Origin of the sequence: Shewanella glacialimarina, from assembly GCF_020511155.1 — a bacterium.
Classification (GTDB): domain Bacteria; phylum Pseudomonadota; class Gammaproteobacteria; order Enterobacterales; family Shewanellaceae; genus Shewanella; species Shewanella glacialimarina.
This window is the reverse complement of record NZ_CP041216.1, coordinates 2391915-2413930: the sequence shown is the minus strand read 5'-3', so window position 1 is coordinate 2413930 and position 22016 is coordinate 2391915. Positions and strand designations below refer to the sequence as shown.

Sequence of the window (22016 nt, the reverse complement as noted above, 5' to 3'; positions counted from 1 at the left end):
TTTTTATCTATAGCCCTAGCGGCTTACCATACAACTTGCGGTTGCAGTTGCAAGTAATCGACCCTGTTTGTCGGTTAGCCTTGCTTCGGATATTGCTAAACTGGTGCTTAAGTTAACTAGCTTGCCTACCGCAAATACCGGTTGGTTTTTCGGTACAGGCCTAACCATTTTTACATTCAAGTCGATAGTGGCGTAGCTAGCACCAGCTGGTAATGCAGAATGAACTGCACAGGCAGTGGCTGAATCAAGTACTGTAGCTGCAAAGCCACCATGCACTCCACCCATAGGGTTTATGCGGCTGCTTCAAAGGTAATTTCTCCTTCGCTAACTGAGACAGCCTTCATCGGCATCGTTTGTGTGATTGAAGGGGCAGGGATTTCACCTGCTAACATAGCTTGCATAATTTGCAGGCCTGTCATTTGAAGTATATTCATTAAAATTTCCTCAATAAAAAAGGGTAAAGCATGGCTTTACCCTTAATATTACTTTTACTAATTTATCTGTTAAGCAGCTTTTTCTTGCTTAGCTGGTAACTTGATATTGGCACGTAGCTCTTCGGTGTCAAAATCATCAACGTTGATAGATTTCAAGCGACCAATCTCTGCACGTTCTAATAATGCAATTTCAGCTTCACTTAGAACACCCAGTGCTTTACCTTCAGCAGCAATCTTATCAAGCCACATGAAAGGGAGTCGTTTGCCAGCGGCTTTACACACTTTGTCGTATAAAGGCTCACAAGCTAGAATATCGATAAAGGTTTGTTCTTGAATACCTACGGGATTGTTCTCGCAGTTAGTAAAGAACTGACCTTTACCTAAACGGTCACGGCTTGCACATGGTGTTTGCATTATCTTAGCGACTTTATGATCCATTACATCTGTAGGACGCTTAACTGGACGACCGAATGGGAAAATAACCCAACGTAATACATGACCTAATCCCATAGGGAAGTTGTTAAGTAGGTCATCTAAAGAATCTTGTAATTTATACAATGAATCTTCAACAGCCCACTGAACTAAAGGTAAATCTTCCGTTAAACGGCCTTCATCTTGATAACGTTTCAATGTTGCTGACACAAGATATAGCTGGCTTAATAAGTCACCTAGACGAGCTGAAATACGCTCTTTACGCTTAAGATTACCACCTAAGGTAGCCATTGCTAAATCAGACAGTAACGCTAAGTTAGCACTGAAACGGTTCATCTGTTGGTAGTAACGTTTAGTCTTATCTGAGTAAGGTGCGTTAGAGAAACGAGCACCCGTTAATCCCATCCAGAAACTGCGAATAAAGTTAGAGGTAGCAAAACCAATATGACCAAATATCGCATCATCAAAGGTGGCTAACCCACGGGCTGCATCAGTATCAAACGCCGATTCCATTTCTGTTAATACATAAGGATGGCAGCGAATTGCACCTTGACCATAAATGATCATAGTACGAGTTAAAATATTTGCGCCTTCAACAGTAATAGCGATAGGAGCGGCTTGGTAGCCACGGCCTAGGTAGTTGTTTGGACCTAAACATACACCTTTACCGCCGTGAATATCCATGGCATCGATAATACATTTCTGCATTCTGTCGGTTAAGTGAAATTTAACAATCGCTGATATAACAGATGGTTTTTCACCTAAATCAATTGCAGTGGTTGTTAAGCTAGTGACTGCATCCATTAAGTATGCATTACCGCCTATACGTGCCATTGGTTCTTCAATCCCTTCTAACTTACCAATCGGTAGTTTGAACTGACGACGAATGCGTGCGTAGGCACCAGTAGCTATTGCAGCCGTTTTTACACCACCAGCAGAGTTAGATGGCAGGGTAATACCACGGCCAACCGATAAACACTCAACCAGCATACGCCAGCCTTGGCCAGCCATTTCTGGTCCACCAATAATAAAGCTTAATGGTACAAACACTTCTTCACCACGGGTAGGACCGTTTTGGAACATACAGTTAAGTGGGAAGTGGCGGCGACCAGTTTCTACACCTGGGATATTAGTTGGGATTAAAGCACAGGTAATACCTAGCTCTTCTTTGTCGCCTAGTAATCCATCAGGGTCGCGTAGCTTAAAAGCTAAACCAAGTACGGTCGCGACAGGTGCAAGCGTAATATAACGCTTGTTCCATGTTAGCTTCATACCTAATACTTCTTCACCTTCAAATTCGCCTTTACAGACAATACCAAAATCTGGAATTGAGCCTGCATCACTGCCAGCTTCTGGGCTGGTTAATGCGAAACAAGGGACTTCTAATCCTTTGGCTAAGCGAGGTAGGTAATGATCTTGCTGCGCAGCAGTGCCATAGTGCTGTAACAATTCACCAGGGCCTAAAGAGTTTGGTACACCGACAGTTGATGCAAGTTCACTGCTAACACCAGCAAGCTTTTGTAAAACCTGTGATTGAGCATAAGCAGAATATTCTAAACCGCCATATTTCTTTTTGATTATCATCGCAAAGAAACCATGATCTTTTAGGTATTGCCACACATCTTGAGGTAAATCACCCAGTTCATGCGATACCATGTGGTGATTAACCATTTTACACACTTCTTCAACAGGGCCGTCTAAGAAGGCTTGTTCGTCAGCGGTAAGGCGAGATTGTGGGTAGTTGTGTAGTTTACTCCAGTTAGGATTACCAGCGAACAAATCCGCTTCCCACCAGGTCGTACCTGCTTCAATTGCTTCTTTTTCAGTAGAAGACATTTCAGGCATGATACCACGGTACACTTTAAGCAGCGGACGGCTGATAAAATTTTGTCTAAATGATTTGATGTTAAAAGGTAATGCAATTACAAGGAATACAGCCCATGTAATAGTACCAACGATGTCCATTGCGCTACCAACACCTAAAACAACAGCTGCTGCTATCGTGGTGGTGACAAGCGATACCCTTAGGTAAGACATTGTGCCGAGCACACAGATCATCGCGATGATCAAAAATAGGGTGGTCACTTTACTCTCTCCTTAAAGCCAGTTTCATAGGGTGAATGGCTAATTCTTTATTGATCTTAATCACAAGTATAGACCGTGGTCAGACCTGTGCCACATAAAATTTAACCTTATGTAGCAATGAATACAAGCATTATTCAAACAATTGTTTAAATTTTTATGTGTCAATCTTGTTTCACTGATTTACCACAAAAGATACAATATGCTTAACTGCTGAAAATTGATCAATAAGTAACGAAAAAGGCTTAATAAATGTGCGAATTACTTGCTATGAGTGCCAATGTACCCACTGATATTGTATTTAGTTTCACTGGGTTAGCAGAACGTGGTGGGGTAACTGGACCGCATGTAGATGGTTGGGGTATTACCTTTTATGAAGGTAAAGGTAGCCGAACATTTAAAGATGCATCTCCAAGCAGTCAATCTCATATTGCTCAATTAATAAAGTCATACCCGATAAAAAGTGAAATTGTTGTAAGTCATATTCGACAAGCTAATAGAGGGTGTGTGTCACTAGAAAACACCCACCCTTTTACGCGAGAATTATGGGGCCGTTACTGGACCTATGCCCATAATGGTCAGCTAAGTGAGTATGAGCAAAAATTTATTTCAAGTCGTTTTCAACCCGTTGGCGATACGGATAGTGAAATGGCATTTTGTTGGATACTTCAGCAAGTGGTACAGCAGTTTGGTGACACTGCACCAGAAAATATGAATGTGGTGTTTGAGTACATAGCTAAACTTGCAGATGAGATCCGCACTCTAGGTATATTTAATATGATCTTAAGCGATGGCATTGATTTAATGGCATATTGTACCAATAATTTGTGTCACATCACTCGTAGAGCACCCTTTGGTAAAGCAACCCTTATTGATACCGATGTGGTGATTGATTTTCAAAAAGAAACCACCCCTAATGATGTGGTTACCGTGATTGCGACTAGACCGTTAACTAACAATGAACAATGGCAGGTGCTTTCAGCCGGTGACTGGAGAGTATTTAGGCTGGGTGATATTCGGATCGAGCATAGTGCTGTTTAACATACTGTTATAAAAATATTATATTTAAATTAGTAGAGGATAAAAAAATGCCAGCAGTGCTGGCATTATTAAAATCAATGGTGCTAATCAACCACCATTTTTTTAATATCTAACATTTCTTTTTCGCTGATTTCATCATGGCTTACCTCGGGTAAATCTTCGTCGTCTGATGTATCTTTTTCTGCTGAGTCAGCTTGTTTTATTATTGACTTTTCTGCCATATAAGCATCGAATATCCGCTTTTCATGGTCGATATCAAGACTAGGAATGTCAGTTAATGGCTTATCGAAATGATATTGAGCAAGTTGAATATCAAGTTGTTTACTGCCTTTAGAGAAATGACTTAGCCTAACCGGTAAATAAGCAAGCTTAGGTGCCATCCAAAAAAATGTTTGTCTTTTTGTACTCTCGCGAACAACTTCAAACTTTACGGTTTCAAAAGTACCGCCTGCCACTGTAATGGTTTCATTACCAATGATTTTAAAGTCGTACTCATCCACTTCTTTTTCTTTGACCATCTTATAATTAAGGGGTCTTTTATTACTTATCACGTCCATTCTAAATTGTAATTGCACCATCAGTGGGTCAAATATTAACTCTTGATAATCTAATTTTAGGGCTTCTTGTTTGTAGATGGTATGGATAAAATTTTGTGATTTAGCAAAAGCGGTTTGCTCGGTGTAATCACTACCTGTTCCTGTTCTGTAATGCACATATCTAAAAGGCACCAATTTGCCGTTTTCAAGGGTGAAATCACTTTGTAGTTTACGTTCATCAGACAACATTAGTAGTCCGACTTCACTTTCGAATAGATAATTATAATAGCCACTATCAGTAGCTGGCAGAGTATATTTAGCATCACCTAACTCAATACTGCCATAATAAGCCTTGTACTGCGCGGTATGAGGAGTTAGTGGTAATAAAATGGTACTTTTTGAAACAGCCTGTTTAACAGGAGTGTCATCTTGTACTGAATTCTGTGGTGTTGAAACTAAATCAGCGGTAAGCGTACTACTGGTCGCACTAAAAGATATCATTATAAAATAAGCTATTAATGCTGACAGAAGTAGATAAGTTGACTGTGATTTTAAAAGAGTAGTTTGCAAGTTTTTAATCCTAAAAGAGATGCCGACTAAAACGGAAGTGTCATGACTAATGTTACTAGATCAGGTTGCCATAAATGTTTGGACAATGGAATCTTGCCATTGTTCACTTCAATATTCTCTAATCGCAATAATTCCGTTTGCTGTTGAAATAAAAGGGTGTTTTTGGGAAACGAAATTCGTCCCGCAGCGTTAATTACCCTATGCCAAGGTAGGTTAGCTGTTAACGGGGCAAGCTTGAGTGCGCGCGATACATATCTTGCTCGCCCTGGTAAGCCTGCAAGATCAGCCACTTTGCCATAAGGAAGTACTTTACCTTCAGGTATCAGTTTAACAACAAAAACAATTTTATCCTTTGCTTGCCATTTTTGCTCAGCAGAATGTTTATAATCAGGATACATATGACTAACTCTTGATTAGTTTACCGATAATTCGGCATGGAAAATGAGTATTGAACAGCATGCAAAGTGGCTCTGTTGAGCTTTAGGCGATGAATATATTAAATGGTGACCATAAAATAAACACATAAGAAATGTGAACAAGCGCCACCGAGAACGAACATATGCCAAATGGCATGATTATAGGGTATTTTCTTATTGGCATAGAATATCACCCCCAGACTGTAAAATAATCCGCCAATTATCAATAAGTTAAATGTTAACTCTGTCATGTTAGCAATAAGGTCTGCCATGACAGTAACACAGAGCCAACCCATTAATAGATATAAAAATAGACTGAGTGCTTTGAAACGACCAATAAACAAGGTTTTAAATACAATGCCACCGAATGCAATACTCCAGATAATCGTTAAGATAATTAATGCGTTATCATCTTGTAAAGCGATCAACATCAGAGGGGTGTAGGTCCCTGCAATGAGTGTATATATGGTGCAGTGATCAGCCATTTTAAATCGTTTTCGCCATACAGGTGTACGGCTAGTGTGATACAAGGTAGAAGATAAAAATAAGGCTATGATACTAACACCATAAATAATAACACCAGCTAGCTGAGTTGAAGACAAACCTTCTTTGGCATTACTTAACATTAACACCAGACCAACTAATGCCGCAATAACACCAAGCCCGTGAGATAACCCGTTAGCTAACTCCTCTTTGATGCTATAATCGGCAGTACTATTAAGTATTTGTTCTGCTGTAAGAATGTCAGATTTTTCGGGCATGGTGCTTTTTACTCAATATAAGAGTCGAATGATGCTGCTCAGTCTAACAGGGCTAGTCAATAAAAACTATAAATAGTGTACGCGTGTACTCTCAAATTTTTGAGCTGAGTTTACCCCATTATACAGGGCAATATTTTTTAGATGACTAGTGAACTTTATCAAGGATTTACATTCAAATCAGCAGAGTTAATGATATATGGATATGTCTTTAAAGACAGTAACTAAAATGGATAGAAAAAATAAGTCATTAAATGGTGATGGCATTAATACTCATATTGACGCTGATATCGGTCTTGACAATGAGCTTGTTAGTTTACCTATCATTAAAAATCGTAGTGGGTTAGTTAAGTCAGTTGGTATTGCACTTATTATACATTTTGTCTTTTTTGGCATCATAGCTTGGTTTTGGCAGCAAGCAAGCGAGCAAAAACAGCAAAGCTTAATCGTGACCCCTGAACCGATAAAAATTAACAGCTACATTATTACCACCGAGCAATATGAAGCTATGGTTAAAGCGAGTGAATTAGTTAAGCCACTTGAGGCTGAACTGAAGGTAGATGCAGATAAGCAAGAAATTAATAAAGAAAAAATTAATCAACAAGAGGTTGATAAACAAGATATAAATATGGAGGTTAAATCATCGGCACAACCCATTACACCCGTTGTAGAACCCCAATCAGCATCTAATTTTCAACAACAGATTCCAGCAGATCCCCCTGATATAATTACACCAAGGGAACCAGATCGCAGCAGTAATAATAGTACCTCAGCGATTAACGATGAAACTGTAAATGAAGCAGGTAATGAAGCTGTTAGTGATAGCGTGGGAGTACTTTCAACCCATGCCATTACTCAGGCATCAAACCAGTATTTACAACACATGAATATGAACGAACTTGAAACATTAATAGGTAATCAGTCTGCGTTAACAAACAAGCCTGGGGGGACGATGAGTGAAATGGACCCTGACTTAGTCTTTATTGAATTAATCCCCCAAATTGATACCAGTCAACCCCATACATACAATCATCGCCTTGACCCTAATAGAATTGTGAAGCAAGGTGATTATTGTTATCGTGTAGTCAATCTAGCCACTCAGGTTAACCCCTATGGTGAAGGTTTAGGGTATGCAGAGTTTTGTGGTGTTGATGATCAAAAGACCGCTTTAACAAACGCTATTAGTAATCGACTGAGCAAAATTAAATAACCTTTTTTAGTACTGTTTTTAATAACGACTTTTAATCGCTACTTTTTATGACGAAATTTGTTCGCAACAGTCAGCCAGAATATCGCGCATATTAACCCCGCAACTAAGCCGACTAAATGAGACTCTGTCGCTACCCTGGCATTGATTAATTCAGAAATACCCGCACTTGCACCAAAATACTGCTCATAACCTACCTTAATAATGACACCTATTAGTAGTAAATACCCAGACCGTAAACCTTTGCGAATATCCATTACCGCGCCAAAAGTAAATAAACCATGTAGCAACCCACTTAATCCTACATAGGCTCTGAGTTCAGGATAGAAAATATATAAACCCACACCTTCCAAGACACAAAGGCACAAAAAAAGTAGCGTCAATTTACCTGTATGTCTTTGGTAATGTAATTCATGTAAAAACACAATGACCCAAAAGCCAGCCAAATTCATCACTAAATGCCAGATGTTGGTGTGTAACAAATTACCGGTAAGTAGGCGCCAAATTTGTCCATTAGCAATAGCATCATGTTGAAATTTGAATAAGCTGTTGGTATCGACAATGATGGGGTTAGTGATACTTAGGGCAAATAAAACAATACAAATGACACTGATAACCAAGGTAAATTGATATGGCTTGATTAATGATGAAGTTGTTTTACCCATATTCACCTCTATGTCGATGGCTGTATTTTAGCGTGCAATGACGACATGACTTGTTGTTGATTTTGCAGATAATCATCTAAGCCGCGTTGACGTAATAAACACGATGGGCAATCACCACAACCGTCGCCAATTATACCGTTATAGCAGGTCAGCGTTTGTTGTTTAATCAGGTCTAATTGCTGGTATTTGTCCGCTAAAGCCCATGTTTCTGCTTTGTTAAGCCACATCAAAGGAGTAATGATTTTTAGTGGCTTATCCATGCCTAAGGCTAAAGTGTGCTCCATTGATTTAACAAACTCATTTCTACAATCTGGATAGCCTGAAAAGTCAGTTTCACACACACCGGTGATAATGGCATCACAACCGAGTTGGTAAGCGTATACGCCTGCAAGAGTAAGAAATAAAATATTTCGTCCAGGGACAAAAGTATTAGGTAAACCATTATTCATTAATTCGTGGGAAACAGGAATAGCATCACGGGTCAATGCTGAAATGGCCAATTCGTTTAGCAGTGTAGTGTCTAATACTTTATGACTGACTAAGTTTAGTTGTGTAGCCAGAGCTTTAGCGACATCAATTTCTTGTCTGTGGCGCTGGCCATAATCAAAAGTAATACCGTGTACTTCATCATATTCAGTCAACGCTTGAATAAGACAGGTGGTTGAGTCTTGACCACCACTGAATACGACTAATGCTTTGCTTGGCAATGATGTTTGAGACATGAATAATAACCTAATGCTAAATATTATAAGAGGATGATAATGTATTAATTGATGGCATTTTATCTTACAGTTTCCTGCAATAGCAAAGTTAATGGCTCATTTATGCCAATTGTCATGCTGCTAACCTTGATACTGAGGTAGAAATAAACTATAAATGCCGCCCAAACGAATAAAGCAGGTGACAAATGAGCTATCCAGTTAACGAAGTGTTTGAAACTATCCAAGGTGAAGGGACTTTTACCGGTGTGCCAGCACTCTTTGTCCGTTTACAAGGTTGCCCTGTGGGCTGCTCTTGGTGTGACACCAAACAAACTTGGGATGTACTGGTTGAAAACAAAGTGTCGCCTGAACAAGTGATTGCGGTTGATGGCACCATTGGTCGCTGGGCTAACCATGATGGTACGAGTCTTATCGCCGCATTTAATCGTGAAGGCTTTAGTGCAAAACACGTAGTGATTACAGGCGGTGAACCTTGCTTGTATGATTTAACTGAGTTGACCAACCAATTAATCGACTCTGGCTACAGTGTCCAAATTGAGACTTCGGGCACTTTTGAGGTGCTATGTCATCAAGATGCCTGGGTAACAGTATCACCTAAAATCAATATGAAGGGTGGATATAAGGTATTAAGCCAAGCTTTAACGCGTGCCAATGAAATTAAACACCCAATAGCCACAGATAAACATATTGAAGAGCTGGATGATTTACTCAAGGATATTGATATTGAAGATAAAACTATCTGCTTACAACCTATTAGCCAAAAGCCTCGCGCTACAGCATTGGCGATGAAAGTCTGTATTGAGCGTAACTGGCGTCTCTCGATTCAAATGCATAAGTATTTAGATATTGATTAAGCGATAAAGGCTGCCCCAAAATGAGTGTTGGGGCAAATCGATTTAACAATCCAATGAACTGAGTAATCCACTTTGGTTAAAATCACTTAGTTGCTGTTCAAATTGTTTAAAGCAACCAATATTGTTCTCAATCCATTGGGGATTATAGTAAGTATCTAAGTATCTTTCCCCCGCATCACAAATTAACGTCACAATCGAGCCTGTTTGCCCTTGTTGTTGCATTCGCGTCGCTAATTTTAATGCACCATATAAGTTGGTGCCTGTTGATGCGCCCGTTTTTCGGCCTATCAAGGTTTCTAACCATTGCATGGTGGCAATAGATGCCGCATCGGGAATTTTATGCATTTCGTCAACGACACCAGCAATAAAGGAGGGTTCGACTCTAGGTCGTCCAATACCTTCAATTTTACTGCTTTTTTGGCCTGTCAGCGTTTTATCACCACTGTGGAAGTAATCATAAAAAACCGAGTTTTCAGGGTCAACCACACACAGTTGAGTCGACAACTGTTGGTAGCGAATATAACGCCCAATGGTAGCTGAGGTGCCACCTGTGCCGGGGCTCATTACAATCCAGTGGGGAATAGGGTGTGGCTCACGTTGCATTTGAATGAATATTGAGTCAGCAATATTGTTATTGCCCCGCCAATCTGTGGCGCGCTCTGCAAAAGTGAACTGATCCATGTAATGGCCATTTAACTCTTTAGAAAGGCGTTCAGACTCAGCATACATCTGATTACTATTATCAACGAAGTGACATTGCCCGCCGTAGAACTCGATTTGTTGAATTTTCTTTTTAGCCGTAGTCGAAGGCATTACCGCGATAAAAGGCAAACCAATTAAACGTGCAAAATACGCTTCAGACACCGCAGTGCTACCAGACGATGATTCAATAATGGTGGTAGTTTGTGTAATCCAACCATTGCATAAAGAATATAAAAATAACGAACGGGCTAAACGATGCTTTAGGCTGCCCGTAGGATGAGTACTTTCATCTTTAAGATAAATATCAACACCGTTAAGTTGTGGTAAATCGAGTTTTATAAGGTGAGTATCAGCAGAACGTTGATAGTCTGCATCAATCTTAGCAATGGCCTGGTTTACCCAATTCGATGGCATAGTATTTTCTCATCGTGATTATTAATGACTTAATCTTAAAGAAAAAAAGGTGTTAAACCTAGCAAAAATAAACTGGTTGAGATAATAGAGAGAATTAATACGAATTCGATTAATTAATGAAAGATATATTACAGATTTTGAGGGATATAGTATGAAGATTAAGATGTAAAATGGTGGAGGGAGAAGGATTCGAACCTTCGAAGGCTGAGCCGTCAGATTTACAGTCTGATCCCTTTGGCCACTCGGGAACCCCTCCACTGAATAGAGATAAATGAGCAAGAAAGATGGTGGAGGGAGAAGGATTCGAACCTTCGAAGGCTGAGCCGTCAGATTTACAGTCTGATCCCTTTGGCCACTCGGGAACCCCTCCACATATTTCTTTTTCGTCTATCTAAATTACATCGCAAATGGTGGAGGGAGAAGGATTCGAACCTTCGAAGGCTGAGCCGTCAGATTTACAGTCTGATCCCTTTGGCCACTCGGGAACCCCTCCTCAATTGCGGCCGCCATAGTAGTCATAAACCCAAAATATGTAAAGGCTAAAAATGAATATTTTTCTAAAGTTTAGGTGTGTTTGGTCGATAAAATAGCATCGAGTCATAATAGTGTTGTTTTTATATGCAAATTGAATCACTACTGGTCAATGAATTACAATTAGGCAGTCGTTTAAATGCGGCTGTCGAAAACCAGCGTCGTGGTGAATTTGGTTTACTGTTAGCCATGTTGTCAGCAGACAGTAATGATATGGCTCAATTTCAATTTGATAAACACCTGACGATTGACCAGAAACTGTATAAACAGTTTCAACTGCAACAACCACAAAAATTAGTTGATGATTTATCTGCTACTGCTGAGCATACAAATAATGGTGCTGTTTTTCACTCCCAAGGGTTATGTCAATTTCATTTACAACAAAGCTTATGTCCTGAAGCCATTGTAATACGAGGTAAACATGATGATGCAATGACTCAAGCATTAAGTAATAGCAGCCATTTAGTGCGATCAAAATATGAAGGGTTAGAAACCCATTATGAGCCTACTGAAGACATGCATTTTGTTGAGCAGTTAGAGCGTCAACGACAGATTAGTCAAACGATGATCCAACTCACCGCATAAAGTCCTCCGCTTGAGACTATATCATTTGCATAAAAACATGGTGCCAACTAGATATGTGAGCCAAGTAAGGGAAATTGTTATTCAGTTATTTTATGATAATCACATATAAACCGATCTTCATTCTTCAGCTTTGGGTGGTTCACGATGGTTAACACAATTAGAGAACAACAGCAGAACGTAAACGACTCATGCAGTGATTGTGGGAGTTTTGTCGATATCGGCGCCGTAATTGATGAGCACGATACCGAGTTAGTATTAGTTTTTAAGGGGGATGCAGCTGAAATTGAAGCAAATAAGCTTGCCAGTACAGCACAGAATCGTTTCGACAAGGTCGATGTTAAGATTGTTCATCTAGGCGATGATGTTAAGCTTATATTGTATTTTTCAGTGACGGTGGAAAAAATGCTATTTCAATTAGAAAATGGCGTGTAAATAGGGTTGCTGTTTGTTAATTGCGGGTGTATCGTCAGCGATTAAATTTTATAACAGCCTTTGATTATCAAGAGTTAACAAACAGCTTATTATTAAGCTCCCAATGGTATGTATTGAGTTTCTGCACATCGCTCACAGAGCGAACTAATTATAATTCAGCGGAATGAGAATACATGATGTCTTTTCGGGAAACTAATGACACAAGAACAAAATCAGCACCTTTTAGAGTTAATTGTAAACTCTAGTGCGAAACAGCAGGGAAATTTTACAAAAACCTCTGAGTTAGTTAGTCGGCTATTGCAGCAACATTTTGTTGATTCTACTGTATCCGTTTGGCTATTTGACGAAAAGTTGGATAGTGCAGAACCATCATATGATGGGCAACAAAACCCTTCTTTATCCTGCTCAAAAAGACTGATTTCTCATTATTCAGGCTGCGATAACAATAGGCCAATATCCACCTTAGGCACTGTGCAGTCGGGCATAAACATTTGTTATTTTGATGAATTAAAAAACCACCGTTTTATAGCCACTAATAATATCTCGCATGATAACCAACTAATCCATTCTTTTGATTATTATGGTGTTAACCAGATTGTAAGCGCTCTTAATGTTGCTATACGGATTAATGGTCATATTGAGGGGGTGTTAGCGATTGACTTTAAATCATCATTTGAATGGCAACTTGAACAAATTCAAATTGTGATTCAGTGTGCGGATCAGCTTGCATTAACTTTGGCAACTCGATACTCCTACGATAAATCAGAACAAATCCATTTGTTGCGCAATGCTGCAGAACATTCAGAACATGTGGTTATGATTGTCAATACAGATACTTTAGTTGTCGATTATGTCAATTTTGCCCATCAAAGAATGACAGGCTTATTACGCAGTGATATTGAACATCAAAGTGTGATGAATTTAGATATTTTTCGAAATAAACCCGATGTACTTCAACATATATTGGCAAAGCTTGCGAATAATGAAAGTGTAATAGGAGACATTAAACTTAAGCGAGTTGATGGCAAACAATATTGGCTACACTACCACATTACCGGTTTTATGACAGAGCAAGGTCATCACTATGCCTTGGTTTCAAGTTATGACATCTCATCTGAATTTGAACACCAAGCAGATTTGGAATATTTAGCATGGCACTGTAGTTTAACTGGCCTACATAATCGATCTTTCTTTACTCCACTGCTGGATAAAGCCCAAGATGGCATATTATTATTGGTTGACCTATTAGGCTTTAAACGATTTAACGATACCCACGGCCATGAACAGGGTGACTCGTTATTAATTGAGGTTGCTAGACGTTTAAAACACTTTGCCGCGAACTGCAAAGCAATAGATGTGGCTCGAATTGGCAGTGATGAGTTTTGTATTTTGTTGCCCCACATGATGTCAGAAAAAGAGTTAGATGAGTTGGTCAGTAAACTCACCACCAATTTATCTGCTTCTATGATTATTAATAGAGAAAAAGTTGAACCTAAACCGGCTATTGCTATCGTTGACATTGGTTCAGTAATTGATTTATTTGCACCTTTATCCTGTGCAGATATTGCGTTGCAATACGCAAAAAAACAGTCCAACGGTTATTATCAATTTTTTAACCAAGAATTACTTCAACAATTTCAAAATAATGCTGATATAGAAAAAGACTTACAGTCGGCTATTAAAGGTCGTCAATTTGAGTTGTACTATCAACCGTTAATGGATTTTCAGAGTCATCAGTACGTCGGAGCTGAAGCATTAATTAGATGGAATCACCCTCGAAAAGGGGTGCTATATCCTGGTGCATTTATTGAAATAGCTGAACAGTCGGGCATGATTAATGCCGTAGGATCTTGGGTATTAGAAACAGCATGTAAACAATTAAATTTGTGGCAGCATAAAAATGTGGACATTACCATGCATGTCAATGTCGCTGCTAGACAGTTTTTTAGTGGTGATTTATTTGAACAGGTGTGGGATCTGTTAACGCGTTATCGCATTAAGCCAAGAAGCCTTATTCTTGAAATTACTGAAACTGAACTAATGGGCGATATTCGCTATGCCATTAACCTTTGTCATGAACTTGCCGATTTAGGTGTTGGCATCGCTATTGATGATTTTGGCACAGGCTACAGTTCAATGAAGTACCTTAAACAATTTCCTATCACTAAGTTAAAAATAGATCGTTCATTTATTATGGATATATCATCCAGCAAGCAGAGCCGTGAAATTGTGAGTGCGATAATTGCGATGGCTAAAGCACTGAATATGTCAATTACCGCCGAAGGGGTTGAGACAATTGAGCAAGCCATTTTTTTAGAAAATATGCTGTGTGACCAAGCGCAAGGTTACTTATATAGCCCAGCTATTCGAGTGAATGATTTTAATGATTTAGTTCTAAACTCACTACAATAGCCCTTATGAACGCTTTTATTAATATTGTTTCATAATAATTTGTTTAGTTGATACAGCATTGTTTGAACTTCTTACCACTTTGGCATACGCAAAGATCATTCCTGCGCGGCAAAGCGGTTTCCATTTGCACGCCTTGGGTATAAAACCATTGACCATCCAGTCGAACAAAATGTGACTGTTCAAAAATAGCATCAACGCCTTTATCAAGCTTATACCAAGCTTTAAATGTCACAATTGCTTGTTCTGTAACGATAAATGTCAGTTCGAAAGCCGGATGACTTTTATCTATCAATTGATGTGCTAATACCTGCAAGCCTAACCATTGTGTATTACCTTGAGATAATTGTTCAGCTGTTAAGCCACCCAAATATTGCTGGTGATGGGTATCGATTAAATAATTAAACTCACCAACGACAAATGCACAATAACGAGAGCGCATTAATATGTCGGCACTGTCAGCAACTATTTTATGTGTGTGATAAACAGAGCAACAGGCTTGGTAGGCTATTCCGCTATGGCATGGGCAAGGTTGATTATGGTCAAAGGTAGCAAATTGCATTATTTAGGTTGTTCTGTAGATTGTTGAATAAATTGCTTACCGTAATACCAATTTGGCATAGGTTTGGCGCGGTAATAAAACTCAGGTTTTGAGCGAGTGTTAGAATCGACACTTATTTTCCATTTACCTTCCGCTGTAAGTCTGGAGACTGTAACAAATTTTCCGGCAAATTCACTTACAGGTTCTCCTGATTCTTTACCAGGGTGAAACCTTACCAGGTAATAACCAATGTCGGTCGATTGGTCAGCTGATGACTGACGAATTGCTACGCGAAAATCAATTTCAATTTTAGCGTTTTTCCGTTTAATTTTATCAAAAAACTTATGATATAAATCAATAATATTTTTTTTTCCGTAAACAATATCTTTATCTTGTGTTTCAGAAATATAAACAGCATCGTCAATGTATATATCATTTATAACCTCCATGTTAAGGTTATAAAATCCCTTTGTTAGATGACTATAATTTTCATTTAGCATGTCATTATCTGATTTTGTATTACTGTAACAAGGCATTGAAGCCATAGTGACAAACAGACTGACTAACATCATTATTATTACGGGTTTCAAAAGCTTCATTAAACCGAGTTTCTCATCAAATTGATCTATTTTACAATATGGTAGGTACTATAAATTATTCTTTACCGTCGCCATAGAACATAATCATTACAAAGTGTGTAGGGAGGTAATGTGCTTAAAGATGATAAAGTACTGTTTTTTGAAGAGATGGCTGATGTCATACCGCTTAAGGATGTTAATAAAACACAATCTGTAAGCTTGGTTAGCTCTTCTTTACCTACTGCTGGGCAATTAGCCAAACAAAGCGCTTTAAATGAGCATGAGCTACTTACTATTTTACCGCTCATGCCCCATCAATTTTCGAGGGTCTGCCCAGACCAAATAGTCAGTCATCAGCATGATGGTATGCAGGATGCTGTCTTCAAACAATTACGCTTGGGTAAATATGATATTAAAACGATTTTAGATGTGCACGAATATAGTTTGATCCAAGCTAGACTAAGTTTAATAAATTGTATTTTTAGCGCGTTTGAACGCGGAGAGCGCAATATTCTGGTTATTCATGGTAAAGGGTATAACAGTAAGCCTTACCCAGGTTTAATGAAAAGTGCTATATGTGATTGGCTTTTAAGGATTGACCATGTTGCAGCGTTTCATAGTGCAACTCGAGACCAAGGTAGCACCGGCGCTATGTTTGTGATGCTTAAAAAGTCGCAACAAAAAAAGATAGAAAACAGCGAATTAAATCGTAAAGGCAGTGGTTTTAGATAAAAGCTAACCAGGCAGCATGCCGAGATTGCAATGGTATATTGTTTTCTTATGATAGGCGAGCATCTCATGAGTGCTTTTTGCTAAGATTAACAAACATCCATTTCAGTCATATGCTTCATTTTTTACCTGCAGTCTAGGGCCTGAGTTAACTTGCTAAACAGGAGGTTGTTTGAAAATAACGGCTATTACTGTCACATAAATATACACTCGTTTAAAAATCATACTCATCAACTATTTTCTTACAACAGTTTTTCCTTCAGAGAACCTAGACTTTTTTTAAAATTTTGCGCTTGTTACATTTGTGACTGTCTATGCAAAGTATGAGCTATTTTGCTGTGAAAATAAGCCAAATTTAAATTGACATCTGTTCGCTCAATGATTAATTTAAACGGGTGTTTAAATTGAGAATGGGTTAGAGGATGGCAAGTCGTACTGATACGAAAACAAGAATTCTAGATTCAGCAGAAAAACTGTTTGCTGAGAGAGGATTTTCAGAAACGTCATTGCGTTTAATCACCAGTAAAGCAGAGGTGAATTTAGCCTCGGTTAATTATCATTTTGGTTCAAAAAAAGAGTTAATTAGAGCGGTATTGGCGCGTTACCTTGATGTGTTTATGCCCGCCGCGGCAAATGAAATAAAGCGTTTACATTTAGCACCGGAACATGCGCCACTTAATGACATTTTTTCATGCTTGATCAAACCATTATTAGAACTTAATAAGGTTAGGAATGGTGGCACAATAATATTCCTGCAGTTACTCGGTCGCGGGTATATTGAAAGCCAAGGACATTTACGCTGGTTTATCACTACGCATTATGGTCAATATTTGACTACTTTTGTACAAGCTGTCACGGCAAGTGTACCGCACATTCCTCCGGTTGAAATGTTTTGGCGTTTACACTTTACGCTTGGCACTATGGTATTCACTATGGCGTCTGCCGATGCACTAAATGAAATTGCTGCCTCAGATTACGGCGAACATAACAATATTGAAGCAATTATAAGAAAAGTTATTCCCTACATGGCTGCGGGTGTTGCCGTACCAGTAATGTCCAACTAGTTAAAACTTAAGAAGGTTAAAAATGACTATTATCATATTGCTTGTTATCGCAATCATCGTACTCTTCGGAGTACGAAATATCAGGATGCAATTTATTACGCGTCCAGCATTTGCGTTTTTCAAAAAAGTACTTCCTCCGTTATCTAGCACTGAAAAAGAAGCTATGGAAGCGGGTGATGTATGGTGGGAAGGTGAGCTATTTCGCGGTAAACCTGATTGGAATAAATTACATGGTTACGCAAAACCGACCTTAACTGCTGATGAACAGAGCTTTTTAGATAACCAAGTTCAAACAGCGCTATCTATGATTGATGACTATGACATTGTTCATAATCGTAAAGATTTACCACCTGAATTATGGCAGTACTTTAAGGAGGAAGGCTTTTTTGCGCTAATTATTCCTAAAAAATATGGCGGTCGTGAGTTTTCTGCTTTTGCTAACTCCACCATAGTCGCAAAAATTGCTACACGCAGTGTCAGCGCAGCTGTTACTGTTATGGTGCCTAACTCATTAGGTCCTGGTGAGTTATTAACCCATTATGGTACTCAAGAACAAAAAGATCGTTGGTTACCTTCTTTAGCTGTAGGTAAAGATATTCCGTGTTTTGCATTAACAGGGCCAGAAGCTGGCAGTGATGCAGGTGCTATTCCCGATATCGGTGTGGTGTGTCGTCAAGAGTTTGAAGGTGAAGAAACTTTAGGTCTTAGTTTAACCTGGAACAAGCGTTATATTACCTTAGCTCCTGTTGCTACAGTGTTAGGTTTAGCATTCCAAATGCACGATCCTGATAAATTATTAGGTGACAAGAAGAACCTTGGAATTACCTGTGCGCTTATTCCAACTAACCATACAGGTGTTGAAATTGGACGTCGTCATAACCCATTAATGATGGCCTTTATGAACGGTACCACAAGCGGTAAAGATGTCTTTATTCCATTAGATTGGATTATTGGTGGTCCACAATATGCGGGTAAAGGCTGGAGAATGTTAGTTGAATGTCTGTCAGCGGGTCGCGGTATTTCTTTACCTGCCCTTGCAACAGCATCTGGCCATATCGCCACCAAAACAACCACAGCTTATAGTTATGTTCGTCAGCAATTTGGTATGCCAATTGGTAACTTTGAAGGCGTTCAAGAAGCATTGGCGCGAATTATTGCCAATACTTATCAATTAGAGGCAGCTCGTCAATTAACTACCACAGGTATTGATGCTAATGTTAAGCCGTCAGTTGTCACCGCTATTGCAAAATATCACATGACAGAGCTTGGCCGTGATGTATTAGAAGATGCAATGGATATTCAGTCAGGTAAAGGCATCCAACTAGGGCCTAAAAATTACTTAGGTCATGCATTTATAGCTAGTCCTATTTCAATTACCGTAGAGGGCGCTAATATTTTAACCCGCTCTTTGATGATTTTTGGACAAGGGGCAACACGTTGTCATCCTTATGTGCTTGCCGAAATGGAAGCAGCGGGTATGGAAGATGAAACCGCAGCGTTAGATCGCTTTGATCAACTGCTTTTAGGCCACATTGGATATGCTACTCGTAATGCACTGAGTTCATTTGCCAATGCACTCACGGGCAGCAGATTCTCATCTGCACCTGTGAGTGGACCAACCCAGAAATATTATCGTGATATGAATCGTATATCTTCTTCTTTAGCAATTATGACTGATTTATCTATGTTAATAATGGGAGGTGATCTTAAACGTAAAGAAATGATTTCTGCAAGAATGGGTGATGTGCTAAGTCAGCTTTATTTAGCTTCTGCAACATTGAAGTTTTATGAAGATAATGGCCGCCAACAAGATGACTTACCAAGTGTTCATTATGTGATGACCGAGCGTTTACAACTTGCAGCAAAAGCATTAGAAGATACTATTCGTAACTTCCCTAGCAAAATTGCTGGTGTGCTATTACGTGTACTTATCTTCCCATTGGGTAATCACTTCAATGCACCAAGCGATAAAGCGGCAGTTGAACTGGTAAAAGCTATGCTTAAACCTAGTCCTGCGCGTGACCGCATTACATTCTTATGTGGTGAGTTTGAAGGTGATACCAGCGGAGTGGCTGAAGTTGAAGATGCGTTTCTTGCAAAATATGCAGCAAGAGATATTTACAAGAAGCTTAAAAAAGCACAACGTAGTGGTCATATTAAATCTAAACTGCCTATGCTTGAATTATTCGAAGTAGCATTAGATAAAAACATTATTACAGATGCTGAATATCAGCAATTACTTGAGGCAGACAAAAAACGTTTAGCCGCAATCAATGTGAATGATTTTGAAAAGCTATAACGACTTAACCTAGCTTAAAATGAAAACGCTGACATTGTTCAGCGTTTTTTTATGTATCTTTTAATGGTAGATGATGTCGGCTATAAGTGTGACTTTAGCTAAAAAGGCTGAAAGCAAAAGATGACTAATACTGGATAGAGTCTAGCAATATCTTCGTTCATTATATTAATTAAACGAGTTTAGAGAGCGCAAATGCTGTTCAATAAACCACAGATGCAAAAACGCCAATCATAGGATTGGCGTTTGAATAACCTTGCTAACTTTTACTTAAGTTTAGCCATTAAGCTACTACTAACACTTTACAAGTGTTAGTGCCGCCGATTGTTTCCATTGCATCACCTTTAGTCATTAATACCATGTCACCACTGGTTAAGTAACCCGCTGCAACCATAGTGTTTAATGCTTCACGGGCTAATTCATCAGCGCTGTATGCCGTTGAATCAAAATACATAGGTTGTACACCACGGTATAATGCCATTGTTGCTAAGGTTTTCTGATGGCGAGAAAGGGCAAATATTGGCAATGCAGAGCTAATGCGAGACATTAATTTTGCAGTTGCACCAGACTCGGTTAATGAAATAATCGCTTTTACACCTTCAAGGTGGTTTGCTGCATACATAGTAGACAGTGCAATTGTTTCTTCAATAGAGGTAAAGTTTTGCTCTAAACGATGCTTAGACACCATCACACTTGGGTGAGATTCAGCACCAAGACACACATTAGCCATGGCTCTAACGGTTTCTTCTGGGAAGTCGCCTGCAGCAGTTTCAGCTGATAACATCACAGCATCAGTACCATCAAGCACTGCGTTTGCTACGTCCATCACTTCGGCACGGGTAGGCATTGGGCTAGAAATCATTGATTCCATCATTTGAGTTGCAGTAATTACCGCTTTATTCAATTGACGTGAACGCTGAATTAAGCGTTTTTGAACCGCAACAAGTGCAGCATCACCAATTTCAACACCTAAGTCACCTCGGGCAACCATGACAACATCTGAAGCTCTAATCACATCATCCATAGCTTCGTCTGTTGCAACTGCTTCAGCACGCTCAACTTTAGCAACAATAAGCGCATGACTACCTGCTTCAACAGCCAGTTTACGGGCTAGATCTAAATCTGCACCAGTACGTGGGAACGATACAGCTAAATAGTCAACATTGATTAATGCAGCTGTTTTGATGTCAGCCATATCTTTTTCAGTCAATGCTGGCGCAGTTAACCCACCGCCTTTTTTGTTAATACCTTTATTGTTTGATAAAGGACCTGCTACGGTAACTGTGGTGAAAACTTTATTGCCTTCAACGCTGTCTACACGTAGCTGAACACGACCATCATCCAGCATTAAAATATCGCCAATCACCACATCTCTTGGTAATTCTTTGTAGTCGATACCCACTTGGTTATGATCGCCTTCACCTTTTCCTAAATCAGCATCAAGAATAAACTTATCACCTAAGGTCAGCTTAATTTTCATGTTGTCTTTAAAGGTAGAAACACGAATTTTAGGACCTTGTAGGTCGCCTAAAATAGCCACGTGTAAACCTAACTCTTTGGCAATTGCGCGAACATCATTAGCGCGTTTTAGGTGGTCTTCAGCTGAACCGTGTGAAAAGTTCATCCGAACCACATTGGCACCCGCTATAATAATTTTACGTAAATTATCATCGCGATCAGTTGCTGGGCCTAAAGTTGTAACGATTTTTGTTCTGCGGAACATGACATACTCCGTTATATAAAAGGAAAGTTTTAAAATTTTAAAGTTGTTGTAAAAAATTTGGTTATTAAAAGTACGCTAAAACTGAGTACTAGAAATGATGTATATATAGTAACAGACATTCTTTTAAAATGTAGTAAAGTTACCAACAAATAGTCAGTATTTAATACGTGTTTTTTGTGACAGATAAATCATTTTTAGCAAAAAAAAGGCTAAAAGACACCAGTCTCTAGCCTTTTAATTAATATCATCACAGCTAAAGTTAGATACAATTAATCAATAATTTGTTGTAAGTCAC

Annotated in this window: 19 protein-coding genes, 3 tRNA genes and 1 pseudogene; 9 read left to right on the top strand and 14 right to left on the bottom strand. The window is 39.0% G+C overall.

The features are described 5' to 3' along the window. Positions 1–15 precede the first annotated feature (15 nt). Positions 16–434, bottom strand: a pseudogene (locus FJ709_RS10495) (PaaI family thioesterase). Positions 435–503: 69 nt separating this feature from the next. Continuing rightward, positions 504–2951 (bottom strand): acyl-CoA dehydrogenase FadE, encoded by a 2448-nt coding sequence (fadE, locus tag FJ709_RS10490; RefSeq protein ID WP_226410014.1) that lies wholly within the window; start codon positions 2949–2951, stop codon positions 504–506. A gap of 249 nt (positions 2952–3200) precedes the next feature. Here fadE and FJ709_RS10485 point away from each other — a divergent pair, with 249 nt between their 5' ends. Beyond that, positions 3201–3989, top strand: a complete 789-nt coding sequence (locus FJ709_RS10485; RefSeq protein ID WP_226410013.1) for a class II glutamine amidotransferase — start codon at positions 3201–3203, stop codon at positions 3987–3989. Between the two features lie 83 nt (positions 3990–4072). Here the strand turns inward: FJ709_RS10485 and FJ709_RS10480 are convergent, their stop codons facing one another. The 3 genes from FJ709_RS10480 to trhA form a co-directional block, all read right to left on the bottom strand. Then, the gene (locus tag FJ709_RS10480; RefSeq protein WP_226410012.1) at positions 4073–5026 is read right to left on the bottom strand and encodes a DUF3108 domain-containing protein; all 954 of its coding nucleotides are present in this window, start codon (positions 5024–5026) and stop codon (positions 4073–4075) included. Between the two features lie 95 nt (positions 5027–5121). Further along, entirely contained in the window at positions 5122–5493 is a 372-nt protein-coding gene (locus tag FJ709_RS10475; RefSeq protein ID WP_226410011.1) for an MGMT family protein, read from the bottom strand. A 98-nt stretch (positions 5494–5591) separates the two neighbouring features. Continuing rightward, positions 5592–6272, bottom strand: a complete 681-nt coding sequence (gene trhA / locus FJ709_RS10470) for a PAQR family membrane homeostasis protein TrhA (RefSeq protein ID WP_226410010.1) — start codon at positions 6270–6272, stop codon at positions 5592–5594. Between the two features lie 202 nt (positions 6273–6474). Here trhA and FJ709_RS10465 point away from each other — a divergent pair, with 202 nt between their 5' ends. Continuing rightward, positions 6475–7479, top strand: coding sequence for a hypothetical protein (locus tag FJ709_RS10465; RefSeq protein WP_226410009.1), 1005 nt, complete (start codon positions 6475–6477; stop codon positions 7477–7479). A gap of 38 nt (positions 7480–7517) precedes the next feature. On the opposite strand, the gene rrtA is transcribed toward FJ709_RS10465, so the two are convergent. Then, positions 7518–8141 (bottom strand): rhombosortase, encoded by a 624-nt coding sequence (gene rrtA, locus FJ709_RS10460; RefSeq protein WP_226410008.1) that lies wholly within the window; start codon positions 8139–8141, stop codon positions 7518–7520. 8 nt (positions 8142–8149) lie between these two features. Beyond that, positions 8150–8863: a 7-cyano-7-deazaguanine synthase QueC gene (queC, locus tag FJ709_RS10455; RefSeq protein ID WP_226410007.1), complete on the bottom strand. Its 714-nt coding sequence runs from the start codon at positions 8861–8863 to the stop codon at positions 8150–8152. A gap of 185 nt (positions 8864–9048) precedes the next feature. On the opposite strand from queC, the gene queE reads away from it, so the two are divergent. Then, the gene (gene queE / locus FJ709_RS10450; protein WP_226410006.1) at positions 9049–9717 is read left to right on the top strand and encodes a 7-carboxy-7-deazaguanine synthase QueE; all 669 of its coding nucleotides are present in this window, start codon (positions 9049–9051) and stop codon (positions 9715–9717) included. 42 nt (positions 9718–9759) lie between these two features. On the opposite strand, the gene FJ709_RS10445 is transcribed toward queE, so the two are convergent. The 4 genes from FJ709_RS10445 to FJ709_RS10430 form a co-directional block, all read right to left on the bottom strand. After that, on the bottom strand, positions 9760–10833 hold the full coding sequence (locus FJ709_RS10445; protein ID WP_226410005.1) for a PLP-dependent cysteine synthase family protein: 1074 nt from the start codon (positions 10831–10833) through the stop codon (positions 9760–9762). A gap of 171 nt (positions 10834–11004) precedes the next feature. Beyond that, positions 11005–11089 (bottom strand) — tRNA-Tyr (locus FJ709_RS10440). 29 nt (positions 11090–11118) lie between these two features. After that, a tRNA-Tyr gene (locus FJ709_RS10435) sits at positions 11119–11203 on the bottom strand. 38 nt (positions 11204–11241) lie between these two features. Continuing rightward, positions 11242–11326 (bottom strand) — tRNA-Tyr (locus FJ709_RS10430). A 125-nt stretch (positions 11327–11451) separates the two neighbouring features. Here FJ709_RS10430 and FJ709_RS10425 point away from each other — a divergent pair. The 3 genes from FJ709_RS10425 (at position 11452) to FJ709_RS10415 (ending at position 14793) form a co-directional block, all read left to right on the top strand. After that, positions 11452–11949 (top strand): VC2046/SO_2500 family protein, encoded by a 498-nt coding sequence (locus tag FJ709_RS10425; RefSeq protein ID WP_226410004.1) that lies wholly within the window; start codon positions 11452–11454, stop codon positions 11947–11949. A gap of 144 nt (positions 11950–12093) precedes the next feature. Then, positions 12094–12381 (top strand): DUF406 family protein, encoded by a 288-nt coding sequence (locus tag FJ709_RS10420; RefSeq protein ID WP_226410003.1) that lies wholly within the window; start codon positions 12094–12096, stop codon positions 12379–12381. A 195-nt stretch (positions 12382–12576) separates the two neighbouring features. Further along, positions 12577–14793 (top strand): bifunctional diguanylate cyclase/phosphodiesterase, encoded by a 2217-nt coding sequence (locus tag FJ709_RS10415; protein ID WP_226410002.1) that lies wholly within the window; start codon positions 12577–12579, stop codon positions 14791–14793. Positions 14794–14836: 43 nt separating this feature from the next. Here the strand turns inward: FJ709_RS10415 and FJ709_RS10410 are convergent, their stop codons facing one another. Beyond that, a complete protein-coding gene (locus FJ709_RS10410; RefSeq protein WP_226410001.1) occupies positions 14837–15352 on the bottom strand; it encodes a YchJ family protein in 516 nt (171 codons plus the stop codon). After that, positions 15352–15930 (bottom strand): DUF4440 domain-containing protein, encoded by a 579-nt coding sequence (locus tag FJ709_RS10405; protein WP_226410000.1) that lies wholly within the window; start codon positions 15928–15930, stop codon positions 15352–15354. The genes FJ709_RS10410 and FJ709_RS10405 overlap by 1 nt, the downstream gene beginning before the upstream one ends. 111 nt (positions 15931–16041) lie before the next feature. Here FJ709_RS10405 and FJ709_RS10400 point away from each other — a divergent pair, with 111 nt between their 5' ends. The 3 genes from FJ709_RS10400 (at position 16042) to FJ709_RS10390 (ending at position 20001) form a co-directional block, all read left to right on the top strand. Next, on the top strand, positions 16042–16641 hold the full coding sequence (locus FJ709_RS10400; RefSeq protein ID WP_226409999.1) for a Smr/MutS family protein: 600 nt from the start codon (positions 16042–16044) through the stop codon (positions 16639–16641). Between the two features lie 419 nt (positions 16642–17060). Next, the gene (locus FJ709_RS10395) at positions 17061–17702 is read left to right on the top strand and encodes a TetR/AcrR family transcriptional regulator (protein WP_226409998.1); all 642 of its coding nucleotides are present in this window, start codon (positions 17061–17063) and stop codon (positions 17700–17702) included. Between the two features lie 22 nt (positions 17703–17724). Then, positions 17725–20001 carry an acyl-CoA dehydrogenase gene (locus FJ709_RS10390; protein WP_226409997.1) on the top strand — a complete coding sequence of 759 codons (2277 nt, stop codon included), beginning with the start codon at positions 17725–17727 and terminating at the stop codon, positions 19999–20001. Positions 20002–20281: 280 nt separating this feature from the next. On the opposite strand, the gene pyk is transcribed toward FJ709_RS10390, so the two are convergent. Next, positions 20282–21721 (bottom strand): pyruvate kinase, encoded by a 1440-nt coding sequence (gene pyk / locus FJ709_RS10385; protein WP_226409996.1) that lies wholly within the window; start codon positions 21719–21721, stop codon positions 20282–20284. Positions 21722–22016: the final 295 nt, after the last annotated feature.